This window comes from Sphingobacterium kyonggiense (genome assembly GCF_039536825.1).
GTDB classification, from domain to species: Bacteria; Bacteroidota; Bacteroidia; order Sphingobacteriales; family Sphingobacteriaceae; genus Sphingobacterium; species Sphingobacterium kyonggiense.
Genome location: NZ_BAAAZI010000006.1, coordinates 285,459 through 308,445, shown reverse-complemented (window position 1 = coordinate 308,445; position 22,987 = coordinate 285,459). Strand labels below are relative to the sequence as shown.

The window sequence follows — 22,987 nt, the reverse complement described above, 5'->3', positions numbered from 1 at the left end:
TAAACCACCATGTTATTTCAGGTAATTTATTTACATTTGACCTATTATTAACGACCATTATGAAAAGACTTTTTGCAGTACTTTGCTTATTTCTAGCAGTACATTTAGTTCATGCCCAAGAGTTTCCAAAACTGAGTCTATCGGACTTTACAACAGATCACCAAAAGATAGACACTTCTGCGAATGCAATTGTACTATATGAACTTGGTCGTACAGAATTAGAGTACATAGAATCTGACAGAGCGTTGATGGTTGTTCATCATCGAAAAGTACGCTATAAAATCTTTAACAAGGATGGTGCACAGTACGCTAATGTGGAATTACCGTTGTACAAATATGGAAGTAAATTTGAGTTTACCCGGGACATCGAAGCCAGCACTTTCAACTTAGTCAACGGCAAGATCGAAGAAACAGAAATGCAGAAATCTGCCATATTTAACGAGAAATCTCATGAGTACCTTCAAAAGGTAAAATTCACCCTACCTAATATTAAAGATAACTCCATATTAGAAATTAGTTACAAGACCTATTCACCAGGAATTAATACCTATAAGAAGTGGGATTTCCAAACAGATATCCCCAAGCTTTACAGTGAATATGTGGCGATAATTCCAGCAACATTTGAATACAATGTTTCGTTGAGAGGACACTTACAATTAACAGATACAAAGTCAACCTTATTATCCAAATATTTCTTGTTGGGTGGAGTACGAAATGATTGTTCAAAAATGCAATATATCATGAAGGATATCCCTGCATTCAAAGAAGAGTCTTACATGTTAGCACGTGTTAATTATATTTCTACTATAACATTTGAACTGAAGAGTTACATCAATAATATTGGTGCGAGAACCAATTTCACCAGAACTTGGAAAGATATCGACACCGAATTAATGAATGAAAATAACTTTGGAGGACAACTTAAAAACAAATCTGCATTTAAAGAAATTGTTCCAGGCATTATCAATGGCAAATCAAGCAACATGGATAAAGCGATGGCTATCTATGATTATATTCAAAAAAACATACAGTGGAATAATGTTGGAGGATTGTATGCTGAAAATGGCGTTAAGAAATCCATGACGACCAAGAGAGGCAACATCGCCGATGTAAACCTGAGCTTAATTGCCGCGATGAGAGCCGCTGAAATAGAGGCTTACCCTGTATTGTTCGCTACTCGTGATAGAGGAATACCAAGCTATATTTACCCTGTTCTCGCAGACTTCAATGGTGTACTCTGTCTTGTTAAGCTGGATGGCAAGGATTATTTATTAGATGCCACCGAAAAAAACCTTCCTTTTGGACAATTATCCATTCGTTCCATCAATGACCGTGGTCGTGTTATTTATGAAAAAGGCAAATCGGATTGGGTGCAATTAGCAAATGATATCCCTTCTAAAGCGAATTATAACATCTTAGCTGAGTTAAGCCCTGAAGGTAAACTAAAAGGAACTATTCGTATTCAACGCAGTGGAATGCGTGCATTTGATAAGCGTAGAGAGATTAATTCATTCCCTTCAATTGAGGAATACGAAGAACGTCGAGCTGAGAATAGTGCTTCCATGAAGATTGTGAAGATAAAATTTGAGAATCTAGAGGAATACAATAATGATCTGGTTGAATTGATCGACTTTGAAATGGATGCCTCAAGAAACATGCAAGGGAATCAATTTGTTTTCAACCCGCTTATTTATGATCGGATGACTAAAAATCCATTCTTATTAGAGGAGAGGAATTACCATGTTGATTTTGGAGCTTCCTTAGTAGACAACTACCAGATTAATATTAAGTTTCCTGCTGGCTATCAAGTGAGTAACTCACCAAAGAACTCGGCTATGGCTTTACCAGAAAATGCCGCAAGATATACCTTTAGATCAGCATTTGAAGACAATACACTTATGCTTCAACAAACCTTAAACTTAAATAACCCGATTTATACGCCTGAGGAGTATTTCCATTTGAAAGAATTCTTCTCCCGTATTATCGAGCAGCAAGCTTCAACTTTTCATTTCAAAAAAATATGAGGTTAAAGCATTTCTATTTTTCCTTATTCTTTTGTCTTTCACTATCCGTGGTATATGGACAATATGCTGTACAGGATATCCCGAAAGCGCTTTTAGGCAGAGCAACAGCAACCTTTCGAGAAGATGACAAGACCATCCTCATTAAATCCCCAACTGATGTTACGACTACAGGAAAAAAGGTAGTCACCATCCATAATAATGGCGGGGAATTACATGGAAATATCTTTTTTTATTACAATAAATCTGTACAGGTTAAAGAGGTAAAAGGCGAAATATTAGATGAGTTTGGAAAGACAATAAAGAAATTCTCTCTAAAGGATTTCGATGATTATAGTGCAGTATCAGGATATTCTCTATTTGATGATTATCGGGTTAAAGTTTTTGAATCTAATGTGACTACTTACCCTTATACCATCGCTTATACCTACGAGTTAAGGTCCAATCAGAATTTAGTTATCGAACCATGGCGACCTGACATCTATAAAAATGTATCTGTAGAGAAAAGTGTTTATACTATCTTAACTGATCCAGAGGAAAAACTTAGAATCTACAGCAAAAACTTAAACGCTGAACCAGTTATTGGATCCAAGGATAAATACAAATCTTATCAATGGAAGGCTGAAAACATCCATGCCATTCGTGAGGAGCCATATAGTCCTGATCGAGATATTACCGGAATGCAAGTTTTAGTAGTTCCACAAACTTTCCAATACTTTAAAAATAAAGGAGAATTTGATGATTGGAAAACCTTTGGCTTATGGATGAATCAAACCTTACTTAAAGACAAGAAAAATTTACCACCAGCTACGGTTAGCAAAGTCAAGGAATTAGTTAAGGATCTTAAAACTGACAAAGAGAAGGCCAAGGCGCTTTATGAATACATGCAAAACAAAACCCGATACATCAGTATTCAGGTCGGTATTGGTGGATTTGAACCCTTCCCAGCTGAAAATGTAGATCGTTTAGGATATGGCGATTGTAAAGCTCTGGTAAACTATATGCAAGCTTTATTGGATGTAGTAGAAATACCCTCCTATTATGCTATTGTCGAAGCAGGTGACAAGAAAAAGGATGTAATAAATGATTTCGCAAATATATTGGATGGTAATCATATCATCTTATGCTTACCATTCGAAAATGACACCACTTGGCTTGAATGTACAAGTCAGGAAATGCCTTTTGGTTACTTAGGTGATTTTACGGATGACCGTTTGGTACTAGCTTGTACAGAAGATGGTGGAAAGGTTATGCGTACGACCAGCTATTCCTATCTTGACAATCTACAACACCGCATCATGAATTTTAAATTGGACGTCAAGGGTAAAATAACTGGTGATATTGAAACAACCTTTAAGGGCACTCAATTTGACAACCACTTTGCTAACTATGACCTCATTCGTGATAAGCAATTAGAAAACCTCAAGAGGTGGTATAATATCAACAGAATTGAATTCACGGACTTCAATTATGCTATTCAAACTGAAAAGAACCCGACATTAACGGAAAATATCAAATTCAGCATTGACAATTATGCTACTGTTAGTAAAAGTCACTTATCTATTAAACCCAATATCTTTAATATTGCAACTACCATTCCTAACATTCGAAATCGACAAGAGAAGGTTATTATTAACCGCGGATATACGGATATTGAAGAAATCAGTGTTGAATTACCCGACGAGGTGACTCCACTGATACTACCTACTAAAAAGGAGATCAAAACAGATATGGGGACCTATGAGTTTCTTACCAAAATAGAAAATAAGGTCCTGAAATGTTATCGAAAGATTCAGATAAAAGAGGGAGAATATTCAGCAGAAAGCTATGAATCTTTCAGCAATTTAATGGCGGAAGCCCATCAATTTGACGGCACTTTTTATAATTTACCAATTAAAGATAAATAATAAAACATTTCACTATATTTGGCAACCCTAATGGGGGATTAGCTCAGCTGGCTAGAGCGCTTGCCTGGCAGGCAAGAGGCCACCGGTTCGAATCCGGTATTCTCCACTTAATTAACAGGCATTTATGACACCCATAAATGCCTTTTTATTTGAGCACCCTTTAGTAGTAGCTTTTAGTACCTTCTAACACTAAGAATAGGGTATGAATTTTATGGATTCTTTCAACGACTCATCTTAATTTTATATTTTGAAACAGTTAATTTAATTTGCTTTTATTTATCTTTATTTGACTGAAAGCAAAACAGCTATTTAAGCTATGACTGAACAACTGCTTCCCATATCACCTGCATTAAGCAAGTATGTCGCAAATGCTGTTTATTTTAACCATAACAGTAATAGTGCTTTTCAGTTCCAGATGGTACCCCGCATTTTTACCACTTTGTTTTTTGTGATTAGAAAGAAGCAAGATCTTAAGATAAATCTTGGAGGGGATATCCTTGATTTTAATAACAATTCCGTGTATGCCTTTGGAGTAGGAAACCTTCCTGCCGGATTTGATGTTGTAAATGAACTAGAGGTTATTCTGGTTATGTTACACCCGGGAATTAGCCGTATTTTATTTCATGATGATGCCAATATTTTTACTAATGGTAGGTTCGATCTTACGGATATGGATCAGACAAATAAAAATTTGAATGAAAAAATTGGCTATGCCACTTCACTTGCTTCAAAATGGCAAATAATCCAAGAATATCTGGTTAAAAAACTAGTTGTGGAGATTCCCGATAAATTCGGTAGGATTACAGGTGCAATTGAAATTCTTCAAAAAAGTCATGGAAACATCTCGATTAATTCTTTGAGTGAAAATGTTTTTACCTGTCGCCGAAATCTGCACGACCTTTTTTTGCAGTTTGTGGGCTTTTCCCCAAAGCAATACGCAGATATTATCCGTTTCAACCGTTTTGTAAAACTGTACACTCAACATTTCGGCTCACTTTCTCAAATCGGTTATCAGTGCGGCTATCACGACCTCTCCCATCTTAATAAAGATTTTACGCGTTTTGTTGGAACCTCCCCATCAGCGTATTTCGGCACGGCTTTATCTGCGGATATTAATAACTGGTGCGAGATAGATTATCTTGCTAGATAAGAATCTCCGATTTTTACAAACTTTGATATAGCGAGTCTGGTTAATTTTGTTTTAGAATTGGCAAAAGTGTTTCTGTCATTAAAACAAGATTTATGAAAACAAGATATTTTAAATTTATCCTTATTTCTCTCATTATTTCGTGCTTGCTATATGCATGTAAAAAGAATGATGCTGCAGAGGCACCTGCATTTGATATCGGGCAATTGGATCAATACTGTTTGTATGTAAGAGTTGCTTCACCGGAAGTACCAAATTCTACTGTTTCCGATTTTATTTTTGATTTTAAGACTGGGAACATAGCAGAATTAGGTAGCCTGGAAGGCTTGTATACTTTGACAACAAAAGTTATGGAGGATAATTCGGTCAAGATCAGTATGGGGTTAAACGATTATGTATTATTCGTTGTTGAAAAAGGCAAACCAGTAATAAAGCAATGGAAATTATTCGGGGAAGTCACAGAATTACAACTGATCAAAAAACCTGAAATCAACCTGCTGAAAGGTAATACATTTACCGGAACCTACTATAAGTCTAATAACACGGTATTGCATGAAAATTTTTTCTACAGCTATTCTGCCCTAAACAATTTTTCCCTTACTGCAGGATTAAAAGTAAATGAGCCTGCATTACGTGGCGAAGTCTATAAATCTCTGGGAAATATCGCGGCTTATGTAAAAAAAGTCAACAGTACGACCGCCGATATGGAATTTATGATATTGGTAGATGGCAAATTGAGGGTAACTTATATCGACAGGGTTTCCAACCCCACACAATATTATCATGGTGTATTTATTAAAAAATAAAACAATAGTATGAAAGCTAGAATTTATACCCTCTTCCTTGCCGTACTTTGCCTATCGGCATGTGGAAAAGATGAAAAAGTGGAAGATCCTATTGAAGAGCAAAACAGTTATACCTATGAAGATGGTTCCGATAAACAAAGTGTTCAAATAATGAAGGCAGAGTATACTTTTGAAGACCTGTTTATGGCAAATCAAATAACGTTACGTTTTATAGGGCAGAACAACGATAATAAAATAATTTTTCTCCTATCAGGAAACAGTATCATCAATCAGGTTCCTGAAGGTAACTTTTCCCAAAGTGGTGGCATTGTATTAGTTAGTGGCGTGATTATCACCCCGAATGGAAATGCAGCTTATGCCGTGAGAAATAAAAATTTAAAGATTGTAAAAGAAGAAAACAGCTATAATATTGATTTTGCGTTTACCACAGATAAAGGCCAGGTAAAGGGTAGTTATAAGGGAACTATAGTGGAAAAATAGAGTCTACTAATATGGAAAGAAGATTTAATCTGCTAATTGTGTTTTTCATTTTTGTTGCTCTCTTGTCGCTGGCAGGTTTTTTCAATTCCTATATCAGCTTGTTACCCGATAAGGCAAAATTCCCTCTTGTTATCCATATTCATTTCGCTGCTTTTGTATGTTGGTTTATTTTGCTAATTGTGCAACCCATATTAATCAGGCTAAAGAAATATGATTTGCACAGCCAGATGGGAAAAATATCCTACATCCTTGCTCCGATATTGGTGACCACCATTCTTATACTCGTAAAACAACAAGCCGAAAGTGGTATTATGAACTCCAGAAGTGATGTATTTATTACCTCATTTATAGGTGTACTGGATGCGATTTCCTTTTCAACGTTCTATCTGATAGCCATGTTAAACAGGCAGAATGTTCGTTGGCATGTTGCTTTTTTGATCGGCGCAACGCTTGTTGTATTAAACCCAGGGATGTCACGCTTATTTAATCAAATTATTCCGGGACTCGGACTTTTAGCTGCTATTTTACTTCCCTTTGTCATTCCTATAGCTATCCTATCCGTTGAAAAGATTAAGCACCGAAGACCTATTCTTAAAAGCCCCTATTTTCTCTTTCTCTGCTGTTGGACAACCGAGATTATTCTTTTTCTAACAATTCCAAATACAGATTTTTGGAGAAACTTTATCCTAAAGGTTCTTTGATGGTCGTTCTTTTAAATGTTTCTTATCAAATCTTGAAGGTTCTTCTCCTATTCATATCCTCATAATGGACGCATAAATCAAATTTGTTTGTTCCATTTTGAGGTAATAGTAAAATCTGACACAATAGCGTGTTAATAATTATCAAAACCATACAAACCCTTTTTTCCCTTCCCTAAGTCTAACTATCAAATACTTTTTAACATCCCTTATAAGACACAAAAAAAGCCCCAGCAATGCTGAGGCTTTCTTTGTATCATTCAATTCTTAGTTTTGTTCAGCAGGTAATACTGAAACGTAAGATTTGTTGTTTGCTTTTTTGCGGAAAACTACTGTTCCGTCGATTAATGCGTATAAAGTATGGTCTTTACCAATACCTACGTTAGCATCAGGGTTGTGTTGAGTACCACGTTGACGAACGATGATGTTACCAGCGATTGCTTGTTGACCACCGAAAATCTTGATACCTAATCTCTTACTATGTGACTCACGACCGTTCTTGGAACTACCCGCACCTTTTTTATGTGCCATTTCTTATCTTAATTTATGACTTGCGTCCGATTAAAAAATTCGATTATAAACTGATACCAGTGATCTGGATTTTAGTGAAGTGTTGACGGTGACCGTTTTTCTTCTTGTAACCTTTACGACGTTTCTTCTTGAAAACGATTACTTTTTCACCTTTTAAATGTGACAAAATCGTAGCTGAAACTTTAGCACCTGAGATACTTGGTGTACCTACAGTAAATTTACCACCGTCTTCTGCTAACAATACATTGTCAAATTCAATACTAGCGCCTTCGTCTCCTTGTAAGCGGTGTACAAAAAGATATTGGTCTTTTGCAACCTTAAATTGCTGTCCTGCTATATTTACTATTGCGTACATTGTTATTTAATGATTTGTTAATTATTTAATGAACGGCAAAGATAAAACTTTCTTTCAATTCCTCCAATTGTTTTTTTACTTTTATAAACAAACCAATGAACATGAAAAATCCAATTCTCCTAAAAAGGCTAGGCATCTTTGTTTTCCCAGTTTTATATGGACTCTTATTAAGATTGATATTCGAGCTTAATCAATTTCACGAGGTTTTTGGACTCATGTCCTTTAGTTTTCTTTTTATAGGCCCTTTTATTATGGGCTATATCAGCACTTATTTTTCCGATGTGGATTCGCTTAAATCTAAAGCATACATCATATTTGTTCCTTGGATCTCCATCTTTATTTTCTTTTTGATCACCATGATTACAAAATTAGAAGGTTGGGCATGTTGGTTGATGGTCTCCCCTTTATTCTTACTTGCCTCTTCCATTGGTGGCTATATTGGAGCCCAATTCAGAAAAGACAAGAACAAAAAGACTTATGTAAGTATTGCTATGCTTTTGCCTTTTTTATTGGCTCCAATAGAAAATCAATATGCTCGGAAACAAGAAACATTTAAAGCTTACAACAGCATCGATATCCATGCGCCCGCAGAGAAGATTTGGGGGCTTGTAACACGCGTAAGCAAAATTAATGAAGCTGATGATACCGGATGGTTAAATAAAGCATTAGGCTTCCCAAGACCTGTAGAAGCAGTGTTAAATTACGAAGGTGTCGGTGCATACAGAAAAGCCATTTTCACCAATGGACTTGCCTTCCATGAAACGGTGACAGCCTATGAACACCAAAAGAAGATGACTTTTGATATCAAAGCTCACCCACATGAAATCCCTTCAACGACTTTAGATGAACATGTGGTGGTCGGAGGTGAATTCTTTGATGTCCTAAACGGCACTTATGAATTGGAGGAACTGGGAAAAGATCATTACCGTTTACACCTCTACAGCCATTTCACTTTAAATACCACCTTTAATTTTTATGCTAGTGTTTGGGCCAAGTGGATTATGAAGGATATTCAGCAAAACATCCTTACTGTTGAAAAGAAAAGAGCAGAATCTTAAGCTTTCTCACTTTCATTATCAAAATCCCCAAACTCTTGTAGGTATTTAATGGATAGCTGAATCTTTTGAAAAGGTTTCTCATATCCTCTAATCGCCATCCGAATTAGTGAAAAAGCCACGAATGCCATGACAATGAAATATATTGCCATAGCTAATAATGGCCAGTAGGTTTCAATCGAACTAAAGTTTACCTCACTGAGCATTGTCATATATTGATTGCTTAATTCGAGACCAATAAACATAACCGCAGCGCCAAAGCCCACAATAGCCGATGAAAAACTCAACAATTTATAAGCGTCCAGGTTCAGTCGCATTTCATAGGAGAACCACAATAAATTCTCCAGGGAACTGTATTCCAAGTGATAGGATTTATTATAAAAATCTTTAAATCTCTTTAAATAAAATGCTGTCAAGATTGCCCAGGAACCCATATAAATAAAAACAACCAGTATGGTAAACACCCTAACATCGTTATACGCAAGTTTATATCCAACAAATAATACTGCGACAACTGTAAGAAGTACATTGACTATGTACTCGTTTTTCATACGCTTCCGAATTTTATCAATAGCCGTAGCAGCCTCCCTTTTCTGCGAAAGATTAATACTTAGATCTACCTTATCTGTATTTTCTTCTTTCCAATCCTTTTTCAAATCGTCAAAATTCATAACCTTGCTTTTTAATGATTTCCTGTAATTTCTCTTTTGTCCTCGCCAGCTTTACCCGAGCATTACCTTCTGAAATACCCAATTGCACACTGATCTCTCTATGAGAAAGGCCTTCCAAGAACAAGAAAATAACCGCCTTCTCAATTTCATTTAATTCCTTCACTGCTTTATAGAAGTAGGTCAAACGCTCTTCCTTTTGCTCATGGTCTGATTCATCTGCCACATCATGGTTTTCCATCAAGTATCCTGCTTTCAATTTCCGTTGGTCCTTTTTCACATAAACCAAGGCAGTATTCAAAGCCACCCGATACATCCAGGTAGAAAACTTACTATCACCCTTAAAGCTTCCGTAAGAACGCCATAACTGAAACACCATCTCTTGGTACAGGTCCTCCTGATCCAATGTATCATCCATATAAATCTTAGAAAGTTTATACAAGATACCTTTGTGTTCTTCTATAGACGCTAGAAATACCTGTTCGATGGAGTCCAAATTCTATTGCTTGTGTTTTTTATAAGGTTAGTATACCAGTTTTGCGAATGTTACAAAATTTTTCCATTTTCTACTATTCAATCATTAAGAAGCATAAAAAAAGAGAGATATATAACTTATCTCTCCTTTAAATCTTTATATAACTGACAACTCCCCTATTTGGGATCGTTTAAGAGCGTGTGTGAAATGATAGGAACTTTCTGCTGCCAAGTACCAGAAACCACAAATCGATTACCAGAGGTTTTATTACGAATCGTAAAGGTATAATTACATGTTCTTTCGATGTAAGTCATCTCTCCGGAAACCACTTTGGTATCAAAAGGTCTGAGCGTTAGCTCTTCCTTTGACCCATCTGGCTTAATGTAGTTCTCATAAGTCGTTCCACTGACGTAAGGAACCTGTTTAGTCCAGTAAATAGACCCTTCGTGCAGTAACTCATCCATAAAAATCAACGAATCTTGACCTCTTACCCATTCGAAGGCACCATAATCCTGACTTTTAAATTCTGAACTATACTTCACATTTTTAAAAACCTCTGAAGTTACCACTTGCTTGGGTTTATCTGTATCATTTACAAAGGTAATGGTTGTACAACCCTCATTACTTTTATAGACTTTTCGACTATCGGGAACTTCAGTAATTTTTTTATCCACAAGCTCATAGGCTTCGCCACGAGATTGTATGATCGCAAATTCATCCTTCTTATTATCGGAAATTATACCAATGATAAAATGCCTAGGGCTATCGGAGAAATTCTCCTTCAATGTCATTTTCAACTTGTTATCTGCCGTTTTCATCATCGACAACCAGCCTTGATCTAAAACTATTGAATCATTTCCCTCTACTTTAAAAGGCTCACCATTGCTGTCTTTCAACAACTCGCCAGTTATACCCCCTTTTACATAAGGAATAGACCATGTCTCTGCCTTGATATCAATAACATCATCTGTAAAGCCTGTATTCAACTTGCGCTCTTTCACTTCGGGGTCTACCAAATCAGGATCCGCATCAAATTCATCTTTAACACATGATGTCATCATACCGGATAAAAAAACGACAACGGTAAAAAATAAGGAGGTCTTTAGGATTGCTAGTCTCTGCATAAATATTGAAAATAACACGAAATAAACAACGTATATGTACAAGAATATCTTGCAAGTTAACAAATGTTATCTAATATTATCTGTTATAAAATGTTAAGCCTTCTGCAATCACCCCACATATCTACTTATTCTATCACTAATTGCACCAAAAAACAACTAATAAAAAAACTCCCAAGATCTGAATCTTGGGAGTTTTAATATTCTGTATTTCTTATCGAAAGGACTAGCCTACGATTTCTTGAATTTCATTCATGATTTTCTGAGCGATAGCCTCTGCTGCCTCTGCTGTTGGACCTTCAGAATAAATACGAATGATTGGCTCAGTATTCGATTTACGCAAATGAACCCATTCATTAGGAAAATCGATCTTCAATCCATCGATTGTAGAATGCTCTTCATGTGCATGTTTCTCTTGCATCTTTGCCAACAGGTTATCAATATCTAACCCTGGAGTCAAAGTAATCTTATTTTTGGACATGTAGTATTGTGGTAACTCCGCACGGTACTCCGTTACTTTCTTACCCAATTTCGCCAAGTGCGTCAAGAATAAAGCAACCCCTACTAAGGAATCACGACCGTAATGAGATGCCGGATAGATTACACCACCATTACCTTCTCCACCAATAACAGCATCAACCTCTTTCATTTTAGTTACAACATTCACTTCGCCTACTGCAGCAGCATAATATTCACCACCATGCTTTTCAGTAACATCACGCAATGCACGGGTCGAAGATAAGTTAGAAACTGTATTTCCCTTCTTCTGAGAAAGAATAAAATCAGATACTGCAACCAATGTATATTCCTCACCAAATAACTCACCATCTTCCATCATAAATACCAAACGGTCAACATCTGGATCTACGGCAATACCCAAATCAGCTTTATTTTCCACTACAGCTTTTGAAAGATCCGTTAAATGCTCCTTTAATGGCTCAGGGTTATGTGGAAAATGACCATTAGGCTCACAATGAATCTTATAAACCGTTTTCACACCTAAGGCTTCTAACAATGCAGGGATAAATGTACCACCTGTGCTGTTAACCGCATCTACAGCAACTTTAAAATCTGCCTGACGGATAGCATCAACATCCACATATTCTAAGGCTAATACATCCTCAATATGTTTTTGAAGGAAAGAATCATCCTTGGTCACTGACCCTAATTCTTCCACTTCTGCAAAATCAAAATCTAAACTTTCACCAAGGGCCAATACTTCTTTGCCTTCAGCATCCGAAATAAACTCACCTTTCTCATTCAGTAATTTCAAAGCATTCCATTGTCCTGGATTATGCGAAGCTGTTAAAATAATACCTCCTGCAGCTCCTAACTTTGGAACAGCGATCTCCACAGTAGGTGTAGTTGAAAGACCTAAGTCAATCACATCAACTCCTATGCTCTGAAGCGTACCGATGACCAAATTAGAAACCATCTCGCCGGAGATACGCGCATCGCGTCCTACAACAATAGTTTTGTTTGCAGCGTTTGCTGTTATTATTTTCCCATAAGCTGCGGTAAACTTTACGATATCGACCGGTGTCAAGTTGTCGCCAGGTTTACCTCCTATGGTACCTCTAATTCCTGAAATAGATTTTATTAATGCCATATTGAATTGTTTAATGCCCGTAAATTTACTCTATTAAAATAATTATTACCCACTTTTATTCTTTTTTTAAAAATATTAACTACTTTTGTTGCAACATTGTTTCGTTTATATAAGACAATTGACGTTAACAAGTACATAACAGTCTCATTGTCAATAAACCCAACTATTTTGGAGGTTTTTAGCCAAGCTAAAGTATTAGGATGCAAAGTTGTTTTTTTATAGATTTGGTCGTTTAATTTTGACCATTCTATTGTAAAATATGCTAGATAAAATCATTTCTTTCGACCAAGACTTCTTTTTAGCCATCAATCAAGGCTTAAGTAATCCGGTATTTGATTGGTTATTGCCTATCCTACGTAACCCTTATACCTGGTCTCCGCTGTACTTATTTTTAATTATTTTCTTCATCAAACATTACGGAAAAACGGGTGTCCTGATCGTTGCTTGTACATTAGCGACCTTTGGTATATCGGATGCTACTTCTTCACATCTAATTAAGAAGTCGGTAAAGCGTGTTCGCCCGTGTAATGATGTAGTCTTTAAAGAGCAGGTCAACCTTCGAGCTCGCTGCGGTTCTGGATTTAGTTTCACCTCCTCTCATGCCACCAATCATTTTGCAATGGCATTCTTCTGGATCGTTTTATTCCGCAGAAAATGGAAACATACGCTTTGGCTATGTATCCTTTGGGCGGCTTCAATAGGTTTTTCTCAAATATATGTCGGTGTGCACTATCCATTAGATATTCTCTGTGGAGCTATATTAGGCACATTGATTGGTTTGGGAACAGGTTATTTATTTAAACGTTTTTACCCGAAATTTTTCGAACACAATCAAATAAACAAAACACAAGTAATTCATGAGTAGTGTACTAATTGTCTCCATTTTATTCTTTTCGGCTTTAATCAGTGGTATTGGCGTCTTCTTTGTAAAAAGAGACAACACCACATTACTCAAGTTAATACTTTCCTTTAGTGGGGCGTATCTTTTTGCCATCACGGTCTTACATTTAATCCCTGAGGTATACCACAGTGGCGGAACATCTGGTGAAGTTATTGGAATGTATATCTTAGGAGGTTTCATTTTCCAATTAATCTTGGAACACTTCTCTCAAGGTGTGGAGCATGGGCATATCCATACCGAGCATAAGGGAGAACACAAACATCCATTTCCGATTGCTATTTTAATCAGTTTATGTTTGCATGCCTTCTTAGAAGGTTTCCCTCTCGCTTCGGGACACCGTAATGAATTGGTATTTGGTATTGCTATCCACCATATACCTGCTGCATTTGCTTTAGGCAGTTTGCTGATCAACACCACGTTAAAGCGCCAAAGCATCACCTTATTTATTGCTATTTTCGCTGCTATGACTCCGCTAGGATACCTAACAAGTATGGGTATTAGTGCAGGAGAAATCGGAAATATCGGAGCATATTTCGATAAGATTATGGCGGTAGTAATCGGTATATTCCTTCACATTTCCACCACCATCTTATTTGAATCGGGATCAGCAGATCACCATACTTTCAATAAGAAAAAGATGTTGGCTGTATTTGCTGGAATATTGGTTTCCATGGCAAATTTCTTGTTCCCGCACGACCATAGCCATCATGACCATGGCCCAGCTACCCAAACTGAGGAACCGCATTCTGATCATAAGCATGATCATGATCACGACCATTCAGACCATAACCATGATCATGACCATGACCACGAGCATTAATTAATAATCGACATGCTCCTTAGAACCGCGGAATTTATCTAACAACTCACTGAGTTGCATACATTCCTCTATGCTAAGGTTTTCGGAAAGCACATCGTCCAGCATCATATCTTGTTCGATTTCTTGCAGTAACTGCATACCTTTTTCTGTTATCAATAGATCAACGGCGCGTTTATCACCGCTGTTCTTGGTCCTAGAAACCAAACCCTTGCTGACAATACGGTCAACAAGTCGAGAGATGTCTGGCGTTTTTGTTAATAAACGCTCTTTTAATAAGTTGTTGGTGACAGGATTGGGGAACTGACCGCGTAAAACCCTCAACACATTAAACTGCTGCAAGGTGATCTGCTTGGCCCCCGCTCTCTTTTCAAGCATCACGTTTAACCAATTGTTCGTATAAATGACGTTAATGGTAACACGATGCCAAGGACTAGCGAATTGCTTCACTCTAACCAGTTCTTCAATCTTTGGCATAACTTTAATAATACATTAGTGTGACTTAATGTGCAATTTAAAAGATTTTAATTATTTATCTTTGCTAATAATGATTTTTTTTGAAAACTGCTTAATTTTTTAACCCATAATGCAGAACAATATTAGCCTCGACAGACTAAAAATAGGTGATATCGTAAAAATTCTTTCCATTGACTCAATAGATATTCCAGCTAAGTTTTTTGAACTTGGTTTCTATCCTGGGTCTATCATCGAAATCAAACACAAAGCACCCCTCAAAGGACCAATTTGTTTCAACATCTTGGAAAACAATTCCTTGATCGCCATTAGACATGCCGAAGCCAAATTGATCACAGCAGCTTACATTTAATGAAAAACCTTAATATCGTATTACTAGGGAATCCCAATGTCGGGAAAACATCCCTTTTTAATAGGCTTACCAAACTCAACCAAAAGGTTGGTAATTATCCCGGAATAACCGTAGAGAAACGCGAGGGTAACTTGAAAGCTCATGGCAATAGTTACCACATCATTGACCTTCCAGGTACTTATACCCTTTTCCCGAATTCCCTGGATGAGGAAATCGTATTCCAAATTCTAAGCGATAAATCCAGTAAGTATCACCCAAATCTAACGCTTGTCGTTGCAGAACCTGCAACCATCAAAAGATCAATTATCTTATACCAACAAGCGCGTGAATTGGGTATCCCCGCCTTCTTTGTCATCAACATGGTCGATGAAATGGAAAGTAAGGGTATGACCTTGGACATTCCAAAACTAGAGGCTTTCCTAAAGACCAAAGTCTTTAAAACCAATGCAAGAACAGGCCAAGGAATTGAAGAACTGATCAATGCTTTTCAACAGGTACCTCCTTCCTATTTTGGATCTTTTGATATCCCAACAAATTACAAACAGCCTCTGGAAGAAGCTAAACGCCTATTCCCATTGGCTACGGAATACTTAACCTGGCAATTCCTTGCTCAGGAAAATGTCTCTTCCCTTACGGATGAACAGAAAAAATACCTGAGCGATATCCGCGAAAAATATCAGCTGAAAACGCATGATATGCAGAAAGAGGAATCCCTAATCCGTAATGATAGCATCAGCAGGGATCTAGAGGCGATTGTAAAAAAATCAGAAAACAAAAACCTCAGTACAACCAGTAAAATAGACCGTCTACTCATGCATCCAGTATTGGGATATGTGATTTTCTTCGGTTTATTATTCATCATTTTCCAAGCCATATTCTCCTGGTCAGGACCATTAATGGACTCCATTGACGGCTTGTTTGCAGACATTACCACTTATTTAGATAGCGTATTGCCCGATGGGCCATTAGCATCTTTATTCATATACGGTGTGGTTGCAGGTATAGGTGGAATTGTCATCTTTATCCCTCAAATTGTCATTTTATTCCTGTTCCTATCCCTGATGGAAGAGTCCGGATACATGAGTAGAGTTGTTTTTTTAATGGATAGATGGCTTAAACCGTTTGGTTTAAATGGTAAATCTGTTATTCCATTGATGTCAGGTGCAGCATGTGCTATCCCGGCAGTGATGTCCGCTCGTAACATTGAAAACCCTAAAGAACGATTATTGACCATGTTGGTTACACCTTTTATGACCTGTTCAGCAAGGTTGCCAATCTATATCGTTATTATCGGATTAGTCATTCCAGAAACCAAAATCCTTGGTTTTAACTTGCAGGGGATGGCCTTATTTGGGATGTATTTATTGGGAATCATCGGAGCTTTAGGATCTGCTTGGATCTTAAATAAAGTGATTAAAAGCGTTCGCACCTCCTATTTGATCTTTGAATTGCCAACTTATAAAACACCAGATTGGAAGAATGTGGTGACGAATGTATGGGATAAAGCTTCAGGATTTATTATTGATGCCGGTAAAATTATCTTAATGATTTCCATCGTGTTATGGGTATTAGGAAACTTTGGTCCGAACGATAAATTCTATAAAGCCGAAGAATATGTTCAGCAGGCTAATCCTACATTAGAAGCCGAACATTTTGATCAAGAAGTTGCATCATACAAGCTTGAACATTCCTTCTTAGGGTATTTAGGAATGGGTATTGAGCCAATTGTTCGTCCATTAGGTTACGACTGGAAAATGGGAATCGGATTAATTGCTTCTTTTGCTGCTCGTGAGGTCTTCGTCGGAACAATGGCTGTGGTTTACAGCCTAGGTGATGATGTGGACATTGAGGACGACGGACAAAAGAATACCCTATTAAACAAAATGCGCTCTGAGGTCAATGCCAATACCGGTCAACCTGCTTACAATATGGCTTCAGGAATTTCGTTATTACTATTTTACGCCTTTGCGATGCAATGTATGGCGACCATTGGCGTAGTTCGTAAAGAAACAGGATCATGGAAATGGACCCTAATTCAAACAGTATTTATGACTGGGCTAGCTTATGTTGCTGCATTAATAGCCTATCAACTTATTAAATAAATGAACTTAACTATACAATACATCATCGTTGCCATCCTCTTTATTGGGGCGGTTTATTACATCGCAAAGCCTTTTTTCTCCAAAAACAAAAAGTCTCCAGGATGTAGCAGATGCGGCAGTTGTGAAACAAGTACAGATAAGAAATAAAACTATAGCAAAATTTTGCAAAGGCTTCTTACAAGTACTGTAGGGAGCCTTTGTGTTTTTTTAAAGCGCCTATTTCAGGAATTTTCCTAAAAATATAAAAGGAAAAAATTATCTTGTGCTTTCAAATAACTTGGACCACGTATTATCCAGTCCATAAACCATAAATTAAACAGCAAAAATTAACCTTCAATTAGCGTGCAAGAAAACAAAGAGAAAGAACTTAAACGAGGTCTTAGCAATCGCCATATTCAATTAATAGCCCTGGGGGGTGCCATCGGCACCGGATTATTTTTAGGTGTCGGACAAGCAGCCATATTAGCAGGACCTTCCGTTATTCTGGGCTATGCCATTGCCGGCCTTGTTGCATTTTTTATCATGAGACAACTGGGCGAAATGGTCGTTCAAGAGCCCGTTTCAGGTAGCTTCAGTACATTTGCCAATAAATATTGGGGACCATTCGCAGGTTTTGCCTCCGGGTGGAATTATTGGATCCTATACATCTTGGTGAGTATGGCCGAATTGACCGCTATCGGCAAATATGTGCAATTCTGGTATCCCGATATCCCGCTCTGGGTATCTTCGCTGTTTTTCTTCCTCATCATCAATGCCATCAATCTGGCCTCGGTAAAGGTATATGGAGAAACTGAATTTTGGTTTTCCATTATTAAAGTAGTAGCTATCATAGCCATGATTATCTTCGGTGCTTACCTACTAATTTCCGGAAATGGAGGGGAACGTGCTACTGTAGAAAACTTATACAATGATGGCGGATTCCTCCCCCATGGCTGGCTCAATGGCAATAGTACAGATGGATATTCCGGTCTACTGGCCGCCTTGGTGATCATCATGTTTTCTTTTGGAGGCCTCGAATTAGTTGGTATCACAGCTGCTGAAGCGGAAAACCCAGAAAAGAATATCCCTAAAGCCACTAATCAGGTTCTTTGGAGAATCTTGGTATTCTATGTCGGTGCACTATTCATCCTATTTTCCCTAATGCCTTGGCGTTCCATTACCGCGGATACTAGCCCTTTTGTGGAAGTATTCGCTACCCTTAAAGGCTTCCAATTTGAACTCTTTGGCAGTACTTTTTATTTCACCAATATCATCGCGAATGTTTTAAATGTCATCGTATTGACGGCTGCACTGTCTGTATATAACTCCTGTGTTTATTCAAACTCTAGAATGCTTTACGGATTGGCAGAGCAAGGAAATGCGCCAAGCTTCCTCAAAAAACTGAATAAAAACCACTCACCTATTGCTGCGATTTTGGTGTCTGCTGCGATCGTTGCCATAACTGTGGTGATCAATAAACTAATCCCGGAAGAAGCTTTAGGGATCTTAATGTCTCTGGTAGTATCAGCACTTATCATCAATTGGATTATGATCACGCTGACACACATGTTTTTCCGAAAACAAAAGGATAAAGAAGGCGTTAAAACAAAATTCCCAACCATCCTATACCCTATTAGCAATTACTTTAGTTTACTATTCTTAGTGGGTGTATTGGTTATGATGTGGTTTACCGGACTAAAAATATCCGTGGAGCTTATCCCAATCTGGTTGATCCTACTTTTTATATCTTATAAGTTTATTATGGCATATCGAGCCAACCAGAAAAATAACCCGAATTAATTAATTCTGGAATGAGGAACCTGATTTTTCACATCCTATTTGCGGCTATATTTCTCGTCCACTTGGCGAGTATTTATTGGTATTGGGATGATATCAGGTTCTTCACAAAACCACTTATTTGTCTTTGTTTAATTGTCCTTTTATCTGTCAATACCGGATTAAAAAGTAAGTTTCATAGACTTATCGCATTCGGGCTTGTCTTTGGTTTATTAGGTGATATTTTTCTCATGCTGCACGATCTATTCATCCCTGGATTGGTCAGCTTCCTCATCGGTCATATATTATATATTTGGGCATTTCTACTCCAGTATAGTGAGGAAAACATTAGTAAAAACAAATATGTAATCGTCATACTTACTTTTCTGGCCATATATTCCTTTAACCTCTACAAGGTCTTATCGCCAAGTCTAGGCAGTTTAAAGATTCCAGTGATTGCCTATATCCTGGTGATTGCCACAATGGCCTTATTCGCCTATACCCGAAAAAATAAGACCACATTCTGGAGTTTTCTATACATCTTCTTAGGTGCTCTTTTCTTTATTGCATCTGACTCCCTTTTAGCCATTAACAAATTCGTGGCTTATGTTCCCAATTCTGCGCTCATGATTATGAGCACGTACATGTTGGCTCAATACCTCATAACAGTAGGCTCCACTAAGCATCAGCCACGGATTTCATAACAAAATACCCAATTTTGGGTATTTTTCCAGACTACTATTGCCCCTACCTTTACTAAACCTAACGCATATTAGTATGAAATATCTAAGAATTTTCTTTCTTGTCTGCTTTATTCAAACAATGGGTTATAGCCAGGTTGTCGATGATCATTCAGATTGCAATGCCGCAAGAAAAGCCTTAAAAGAAGGAAAAATCAATGAGGCAATTATAGGCTTTAAAAAAGGTGCTGCCAAGAACTGTGCTTCCAGTATGGATGCTTTGGGCATCGTTTACAGTTATCCAGAATATAAAATAAACAATTATGTGGAAGCCAAGAAGTGGTTTACTCAAGCTTCAAATGCAGGCTATTCCGAAGCAAAAACCAACTTAGCTATGATGGCTTATTTAGGTCATGGAGAACCAAAAAACCTTAAAAAATCTGCCCAACAGCTTGAAGAACTCTTGTATCAGTCTGTAACGCCTCTCGATATTCAATATCTTTCTGAATTATACTTTGAGGATAGTACAGCAGTAGACCAGAAAAGATTAAGAAATTATCTTGAAATAGCAAGATTGAAACAAATACCGATATCCTATTTGATGACAGCCTATGTCATGTTAATTAAAAGTGAATCGGGAGACGACCCAATTGTTTGGCTTGAAAAAGCACATGATGCCGATATTATTGACGCTGTTATGCTCTTAGGAAGTATGTATGAGAAAGGGACCAAATTTAACTCCATAGATATTCTTAAAGCAAAAAAATATTATGCCGCAGGTATTGGTTACAAGCTTGACGGAGCTCAAGAAGCCTATAATCGGGTTGAATCTATTATCAAAAAGATGAAATAAACGATTTTAAAAACCAATATATTAACCATAAAAAGGCTGATCTAATATATTGATCAGCCTTTTTTATTTTATTAGTTAATGCTATTTAAGGTTCTATTTGCTATATAATTCAGTTTTTGATTTTTCATAGCTCTCCTGATGCACCGAAGCCACTGCACGTCCTGAAGGGTCGTTTAAGTTTTGGAATGAAGCATCCCACAACAAGGCTTCTGGCGTACTACAAGCTACCGATTTTACAGAGGGCACGGTAGATGCTGCAGCGTCTGAAGGAAAGTGTTGATCAAAAATACTACGGTATAAATACTCTTCTTTGTTCTTTGGCGGGTTGATCGGAAAACGACTAGCGGCAACTTCAAAATCCGTATCGCTCACCAATTCTTCTGCCTGTGCTTTTAGCGTATCGATCCATGAATAGCCCACCCCATCTGAAAACTGCTCTTTCTGACGCCAAGCGATGCTTTCTGGAAGATAATCCTCAAAGGCTTTCCGAACAACCCATTTTTCCATACGCTCTCCGCTAATCATTTTATCCTGTGGATTGATCCCCATCGCGATATCCATAAATTCCTTATCCAAGAAAGGCACCCTTCCTTCCACACCCCAAGCGGCTAAAGATTTATTCGCACGTAGGCAATCATATAAGTATAACTTCTTCAGTTTACGAACCGTCTCTTCATGGAATTCCTGGGCATTCGGTGCCTTATGGAAATATAAATAACCTCCAAATAACTCGTCAGAACCTTCCCCAGAAAGAACCATTTTAATCCCCATGGACTTGATTACCCTTGCTAAGAGATACATCGGTGTAGAGGCACGAATAGTGGTCACATCATAAGTTTCCAAGTGATAGATCACATCCCGAATGGCATCTAACCCCTCTTGTATACTAAAGTTTACTTCATGATGAATGGTACCGATATGATCAGCTGCTTTTTGTGCCGCAATTAAATCGGGTGAACCCTTTAACCCGACAGCAAATGAATGCAATTGAGGATACCAAGCTTCTTCCTGATCTTGACTTTCGATACGTTTCGAAGCATATTTCTTGGTGATAGCGGCAATGACCGAAGAATCCAATCCCCCGGATAATAGTACCCCATAAGGTACATCGGACATCAATTGGCGATGAACAGCATCTTCTAATCCTTGACGTAGAACAGCCAAATCTGTTTTAGCGTCCTGAACGGCAGCAAATTGCTCCCAGTCTCGCTGATACCACTTTTTAGGATGATCAGATTCTTTGCTATACACGTAATGTCCGGGAGGAAACTGAGCTATTTCTGTACAAAATCCTTCCAAAGATTTCAACTCGGAGGCAACAAATACCTGTCCCCATTCATCCTTACCCCAATACAAGGGAATAATACCCATATGATCTCGTGCAATGAAATAAGCATCTTCCCGAGCATCATAAAGCGCAAATCCGAATATACCGTTCAATTCTTCAACAAATGCAGGACCTTTCTCCAGATACAAAGCTAAAATAACCTCTGAATCTGAACCTGTTTGAAAGTCATAGTGTGGAAGTGAATTTCGTAAGGCTTGATGATTATAGATCTCTCCATTTACTGCCAAAACCACTTGTCCACATGGACTGAATAACGGCTGACTGCCTGATTTTGGATCTACGATCGCTAAACGCTCATGAGCTAAGATCGCATGTTCTGAACTATAGATACCTGACCAATCGGGTCCGCGATGACGAATACGCTTCGCCATTTCTAATACTTGAGACCTTAATGTCGATATGGGCTGCTTTACTTCAAATGCTCCTATTATTCCACACATAATATTTAAAATTTGCTAATGTTTTAATCCTTTTGTTGATATAATGACACAAAGTAAATCATTAAATAATTAATTTCATAATTTTATTTAATTTTTATTGAATATTTATCAATAAAATATTTTATATATTGCAATTCACTCACCGAAAACTCCATTTGATTAATATTTTAACATCCTGCATCTTGCGATTCAAACTATCTAATAACACAATTTCAAATTTTAGCAAACAGAACTTTATTTCTATTTCTGCTTTTTGCTTTGTTCGATATAAGGTTGTATCAACTTCTATTTTGGGACTATATTCCTTCGATATTCTAACGGATTTTCTCCCTATCTAAATCGGATCTTGTTCGGATCTCGTTCGGTCGGAACCGAACGAGATCCGAACAAGA

The 22,987-nt window shown here is 37.5% G+C and carries 23 protein-coding genes and 1 tRNA gene; 16 read left to right on the top strand and 8 right to left on the bottom strand.

Annotated elements, in window-relative coordinates:
- The first annotated feature begins 59 nt into the window (after nucleotides 1-59).
- The 7 genes from ABD676_RS06180 to ABD676_RS06150 all read left to right on the top strand — a co-directional run bounded on the left by ABD676_RS06180 (nucleotide 60) and on the right by ABD676_RS06150 (nucleotide 7,062).
- A complete protein-coding gene (locus ABD676_RS06180) occupies nucleotides 60-2,024 on the top strand; it encodes a transglutaminase family protein (RefSeq protein WP_344673723.1) in 1,965 nt (654 codons plus the stop codon).
- Entirely contained in the window at nucleotides 2,021-3,928 is a 1,908-nt protein-coding gene (locus tag ABD676_RS06175) for a DUF3857 domain-containing protein (protein WP_344673722.1), read from the top strand. Before ABD676_RS06180 ends, ABD676_RS06175 begins: the two co-directional genes overlap by 4 nt.
- Nucleotides 3,929-3,960: 32 nt before the next feature.
- Nucleotides 3,961-4,034 (top strand) — tRNA-Ala (locus ABD676_RS06170).
- A gap of 210 nt (nucleotides 4,035-4,244) precedes the next feature.
- Nucleotides 4,245-5,078 carry a helix-turn-helix domain-containing protein gene (locus ABD676_RS06165; protein ID WP_344673721.1) on the top strand — a complete coding sequence of 278 codons (834 nt, stop codon included), beginning with the start codon at nucleotides 4,245-4,247 and terminating at the stop codon, nucleotides 5,076-5,078.
- Between the two features lie 92 nt (nucleotides 5,079-5,170).
- Nucleotides 5,171-5,881, top strand: coding sequence for a hypothetical protein (locus ABD676_RS06160; protein WP_344673720.1), 711 nt, complete (start codon nucleotides 5,171-5,173; stop codon nucleotides 5,879-5,881).
- 9 nt (nucleotides 5,882-5,890) lie between these two features.
- The gene (locus ABD676_RS06155; RefSeq protein WP_344673719.1) at nucleotides 5,891-6,361 is read left to right on the top strand and encodes a hypothetical protein; all 471 of its coding nucleotides are present in this window, start codon (nucleotides 5,891-5,893) and stop codon (nucleotides 6,359-6,361) included.
- A 227-nt stretch (nucleotides 6,362-6,588) separates the two neighbouring features.
- Nucleotides 6,589-7,062: a hypothetical protein gene (locus tag ABD676_RS06150; protein ID WP_344673718.1), complete on the top strand. Its 474-nt coding sequence runs from the start codon at nucleotides 6,589-6,591 to the stop codon at nucleotides 7,060-7,062.
- 264 nt (nucleotides 7,063-7,326) lie between these two features.
- On the opposite strand, the gene rpmA is transcribed toward ABD676_RS06150, so the two are convergent.
- Nucleotides 7,327-7,590: a 50S ribosomal protein L27 gene (gene rpmA, locus ABD676_RS06145; RefSeq protein WP_344673717.1), complete on the bottom strand. Its 264-nt coding sequence runs from the start codon at nucleotides 7,588-7,590 to the stop codon at nucleotides 7,327-7,329.
- Between the two features lie 43 nt (nucleotides 7,591-7,633).
- The gene (rplU, locus tag ABD676_RS06140; RefSeq protein WP_099367640.1) at nucleotides 7,634-7,945 is read right to left on the bottom strand and encodes a 50S ribosomal protein L21; all 312 of its coding nucleotides are present in this window, start codon (nucleotides 7,943-7,945) and stop codon (nucleotides 7,634-7,636) included.
- Nucleotides 7,946-8,196: 251 nt separating this feature from the next.
- On the opposite strand from rplU, the gene ABD676_RS06135 reads away from it, so the two are divergent.
- Nucleotides 8,197-9,003, top strand: coding sequence for an SRPBCC family protein (locus ABD676_RS06135; protein WP_344673716.1), 807 nt, complete (start codon nucleotides 8,197-8,199; stop codon nucleotides 9,001-9,003).
- On the opposite strand, the gene ABD676_RS06130 is transcribed toward ABD676_RS06135, so the two are convergent.
- The 4 genes from ABD676_RS06130 to glmM form a co-directional block, all read right to left on the bottom strand.
- The gene (locus ABD676_RS06130) at nucleotides 9,000-9,671 is read right to left on the bottom strand and encodes a hypothetical protein (protein WP_344673715.1); all 672 of its coding nucleotides are present in this window, start codon (nucleotides 9,669-9,671) and stop codon (nucleotides 9,000-9,002) included. The two genes, ABD676_RS06135 and ABD676_RS06130, sit on opposite strands and share 4 nt — an antisense overlap.
- The gene (locus tag ABD676_RS06125; RefSeq protein ID WP_344673714.1) at nucleotides 9,661-10,164 is read right to left on the bottom strand and encodes an RNA polymerase sigma factor; all 504 of its coding nucleotides are present in this window, start codon (nucleotides 10,162-10,164) and stop codon (nucleotides 9,661-9,663) included. Before ABD676_RS06125 ends, ABD676_RS06130 begins: the two co-directional genes overlap by 11 nt.
- Nucleotides 10,165-10,319: 155 nt before the next feature.
- Entirely contained in the window at nucleotides 10,320-11,267 is a 948-nt protein-coding gene (locus ABD676_RS06120; protein WP_344673713.1) for a hypothetical protein, read from the bottom strand.
- Nucleotides 11,268-11,490: 223 nt separating this feature from the next.
- Complete coding sequence (gene glmM / locus ABD676_RS06115) at nucleotides 11,491-12,873, bottom strand: phosphoglucosamine mutase (protein ID WP_344673712.1); 1,383 nt, start codon at nucleotides 12,871-12,873, stop codon at nucleotides 11,491-11,493.
- 259 nt (nucleotides 12,874-13,132) lie between these two features.
- Here glmM and ABD676_RS06110 point away from each other — a divergent pair, with 259 nt between their 5' ends.
- Together ABD676_RS06110 and ABD676_RS06105 are read left to right on the top strand one after the other, a co-directional pair.
- Nucleotides 13,133-13,738: a phosphatase PAP2 family protein gene (locus ABD676_RS06110; RefSeq protein ID WP_344673711.1), complete on the top strand. Its 606-nt coding sequence runs from the start codon at nucleotides 13,133-13,135 to the stop codon at nucleotides 13,736-13,738.
- Nucleotides 13,731-14,594 (top strand): ZIP family metal transporter, encoded by an 864-nt coding sequence (locus tag ABD676_RS06105; RefSeq protein ID WP_344673710.1) that lies wholly within the window; start codon nucleotides 13,731-13,733, stop codon nucleotides 14,592-14,594. The genes ABD676_RS06110 and ABD676_RS06105 overlap by 8 nt, the downstream gene beginning before the upstream one ends.
- Here ABD676_RS06105 and ABD676_RS06100 read toward each other — a convergent pair whose 3' ends face one another.
- Nucleotides 14,595-15,068, bottom strand: a complete 474-nt coding sequence (locus tag ABD676_RS06100; RefSeq protein WP_344673709.1) for a MarR family winged helix-turn-helix transcriptional regulator — start codon at nucleotides 15,066-15,068, stop codon at nucleotides 14,595-14,597.
- Between the two features lie 109 nt (nucleotides 15,069-15,177).
- Between ABD676_RS06100 and ABD676_RS06095 the strand changes: the two genes are divergently transcribed.
- From ABD676_RS06095 to ABD676_RS06075, 6 genes are all read left to right on the top strand, one after another.
- Nucleotides 15,178-15,417: a FeoA family protein gene (locus ABD676_RS06095; RefSeq protein ID WP_344673708.1), complete on the top strand. Its 240-nt coding sequence runs from the start codon at nucleotides 15,178-15,180 to the stop codon at nucleotides 15,415-15,417.
- The gene (feoB, locus tag ABD676_RS06090) at nucleotides 15,417-17,519 is read left to right on the top strand and encodes a ferrous iron transport protein B (protein ID WP_344673707.1); all 2,103 of its coding nucleotides are present in this window, start codon (nucleotides 15,417-15,419) and stop codon (nucleotides 17,517-17,519) included. The genes ABD676_RS06095 and feoB overlap by 1 nt, the downstream gene beginning before the upstream one ends.
- The gene (locus tag ABD676_RS18190) at nucleotides 17,520-17,666 is read left to right on the top strand and encodes a FeoB-associated Cys-rich membrane protein (RefSeq protein ID WP_425565271.1); all 147 of its coding nucleotides are present in this window, start codon (nucleotides 17,520-17,522) and stop codon (nucleotides 17,664-17,666) included.
- A gap of 195 nt (nucleotides 17,667-17,861) precedes the next feature.
- Nucleotides 17,862-19,298: an amino acid permease gene (locus ABD676_RS06085; protein ID WP_344673706.1), complete on the top strand. Its 1,437-nt coding sequence runs from the start codon at nucleotides 17,862-17,864 to the stop codon at nucleotides 19,296-19,298.
- Nucleotides 19,299-19,309: 11 nt separating this feature from the next.
- Nucleotides 19,310-19,978, top strand: a complete 669-nt coding sequence (locus ABD676_RS06080) for a lysoplasmalogenase (protein WP_344673705.1) — start codon at nucleotides 19,310-19,312, stop codon at nucleotides 19,976-19,978.
- 73 nt (nucleotides 19,979-20,051) lie between these two features.
- The gene (locus ABD676_RS06075) at nucleotides 20,052-20,807 is read left to right on the top strand and encodes an SEL1-like repeat protein (RefSeq protein WP_344673704.1); all 756 of its coding nucleotides are present in this window, start codon (nucleotides 20,052-20,054) and stop codon (nucleotides 20,805-20,807) included.
- A 93-nt stretch (nucleotides 20,808-20,900) separates the two neighbouring features.
- Here the strand turns inward: ABD676_RS06075 and asnB are convergent, their stop codons facing one another.
- Nucleotides 20,901-22,595, bottom strand: coding sequence for an asparagine synthase B (gene asnB / locus ABD676_RS06070; protein WP_344673703.1), 1,695 nt, complete (start codon nucleotides 22,593-22,595; stop codon nucleotides 20,901-20,903).
- Nucleotides 22,596-22,987 lie beyond the last annotated feature (392 nt).

Coding starts and splice junctions, on each gene's coding strand:
- ABD676_RS06180 (WP_344673723.1), top strand. CDS start 60: ATGAAAAGACTTTTTGCAGTACTTTGCTTATTTCTAGCAGTACATTTA.
- ABD676_RS06175 (WP_344673722.1), top strand. CDS start 2,021: ATGAGGTTAAAGCATTTCTATTTTTCCTTATTCTTTTGTCTTTCACTA.
- ABD676_RS06165 (WP_344673721.1), top strand. CDS start 4,245: ATGACTGAACAACTGCTTCCCATATCACCTGCATTAAGCAAGTATGTC.
- ABD676_RS06160 (WP_344673720.1), top strand. CDS start 5,171: ATGAAAACAAGATATTTTAAATTTATCCTTATTTCTCTCATTATTTCG.
- ABD676_RS06155 (WP_344673719.1), top strand. CDS start 5,891: ATGAAAGCTAGAATTTATACCCTCTTCCTTGCCGTACTTTGCCTATCG.
- ABD676_RS06150 (WP_344673718.1), top strand. CDS start 6,589: ATGGGAAAAATATCCTACATCCTTGCTCCGATATTGGTGACCACCATT.
- rpmA (WP_344673717.1), bottom strand. CDS start 7,590: ATGGCACATAAAAAAGGTGCGGGTAGTTCCAAGAACGGTCGTGAGTCA.
- rplU (WP_099367640.1), bottom strand. CDS start 7,945: ATGTACGCAATAGTAAATATAGCAGGACAGCAATTTAAGGTTGCAAAA.
- ABD676_RS06135 (WP_344673716.1), top strand. CDS start 8,197: ATGGGCTATATCAGCACTTATTTTTCCGATGTGGATTCGCTTAAATCT.
- ABD676_RS06130 (WP_344673715.1), bottom strand. CDS start 9,671: ATGAATTTTGACGATTTGAAAAAGGATTGGAAAGAAGAAAATACAGAT.
- ABD676_RS06120 (WP_344673713.1), bottom strand. CDS start 11,267: ATGCAGAGACTAGCAATCCTAAAGACCTCCTTATTTTTTACCGTTGTC.
- glmM (WP_344673712.1), bottom strand. CDS start 12,873: ATGGCATTAATAAAATCTATTTCAGGAATTAGAGGTACCATAGGAGGT.
- ABD676_RS06110 (WP_344673711.1), top strand. CDS start 13,133: ATGCTAGATAAAATCATTTCTTTCGACCAAGACTTCTTTTTAGCCATC.
- ABD676_RS06105 (WP_344673710.1), top strand. CDS start 13,731: ATGAGTAGTGTACTAATTGTCTCCATTTTATTCTTTTCGGCTTTAATC.
- ABD676_RS06100 (WP_344673709.1), bottom strand. CDS start 15,068: ATGCCAAAGATTGAAGAACTGGTTAGAGTGAAGCAATTCGCTAGTCCT.
- ABD676_RS06095 (WP_344673708.1), top strand. CDS start 15,178: ATGCAGAACAATATTAGCCTCGACAGACTAAAAATAGGTGATATCGTA.
- feoB (WP_344673707.1), top strand. CDS start 15,417: ATGAAAAACCTTAATATCGTATTACTAGGGAATCCCAATGTCGGGAAA.
- ABD676_RS18190 (WP_425565271.1), top strand. CDS start 17,520: ATGAACTTAACTATACAATACATCATCGTTGCCATCCTCTTTATTGGG.
- ABD676_RS06080 (WP_344673705.1), top strand. CDS start 19,310: ATGAGGAACCTGATTTTTCACATCCTATTTGCGGCTATATTTCTCGTC.
- ABD676_RS06075 (WP_344673704.1), top strand. CDS start 20,052: ATGAAATATCTAAGAATTTTCTTTCTTGTCTGCTTTATTCAAACAATG.
- asnB (WP_344673703.1), bottom strand. CDS start 22,595: ATGTGTGGAATAATAGGAGCATTTGAAGTAAAGCAGCCCATATCGACA.